The 1,045-nt window shown below is 58.2% G+C and carries 1 protein-coding gene; it reads left to right on the plus strand.

Annotation, left to right across the window (positions count from 1 at the left end; all coding sequences use genetic code 11):
• Positions 1–39: 39 nt before the first annotated feature.
• Positions 40–1,045, plus strand: a protein-coding gene (locus GO986_RS22415; RefSeq protein WP_157461744.1) for an IS630 family transposase whose coding sequence is annotated in 2 segments (ribosomal slippage) — positions 40–507 and positions 509–1,045 — 1,005 coding nt annotated over the 2 segments. Because the reading frame shifts where the segments join, the coding sequence is not laid out codon by codon here. This gene is flagged as partial in the annotation.

A 1,045-nucleotide genomic window follows, 5' to 3' on the forward strand; every position in this document is an offset into this window, starting at 1 on the left:
TATTGACAACGGCGCAAATCCGTCTTGGTATGTTGGGGTATGGCGGAATGGCAGCCGACCCGATATACCCGTACCCAACTCGAAGAGCGTCGACTGGCCGCTGCTGAGTGGCTTCAACAGGGCACGCACTCCCATCGCGAAATTGCTGAGCATTTTGGGGTCTCCGTCGTGACCGTGACCACGTGGAATGCGCGCCTGAAGAAGAGAGGGACCCTTCAGGCGACGATCGCTCCCGGTCGCCAGTCTCGGATGACCCCCGAACAGCACGAGCAGCTGCGCACCCTCCTTCAGGAGGGTGCGCTCGCCCACGGGTTCCCCGACGAGACCTGGACCACTCGGCGAGTGAGTGAGCTGATTGGTCGGCAGTTTGCGATCTGGTATCACCACGATCACGTCCGCAAAATCTTGCACCAGCTGGGCTGGACCCCACAAATGCCGGATGGACGCGCCGCAGAACGCAACGAACTTCGGATTGCCAGCTGGAAAGAACAGATGGCACCTGAGTTGAAAAAAAAAGGTCGCTGAGGGCGCCACACTGATCTACCTAGACGAGGTGGGCTTTGCGTTGAAAGGCGTGCGAAGACGGACGTGGTCGACCAAGGGCGTCACGCCCTTGGTCACGATGCCCGCGAACTGGGACAAACTGTCGACCATAGGTGCGATCACATCGGATGGGCGCTTCTTTCAGAACACCAAGGCAGGCGCGATCAAGCATGGCGATGTTGTCCAGTTTCTTCAACATCTGCTGCGTCATGTGACTGGAGAGATTGTCGTCGTGCTGGACAATGCCGCCATTCACCGAGCCAAAGCCGTACAAGCATTCGTGGCAAGCCACAAACGCTTGTCGCTGGAATATTTGCCGCCATATGCGCCGGAACTCAACCCGATTGAATTGATCTGGGCCTACGTCAAGCGCAATGTCCTGGGCAACTTTTGCGCCCGTACGGTCGGGGTGTTGAAGCAGAAGCTGGTGGGGGCGTGGCAGCGTGTGCGATACGTCGGGCTGCCACGACACCTTCTCAATACGAATCTATACCGCGATCAA

This window comes from Deinococcus arboris (genome assembly GCF_009755355.1).
Lineage (GTDB): Bacteria > Deinococcota > Deinococci > Deinococcales > Deinococcaceae > Deinococcus > Deinococcus betulae.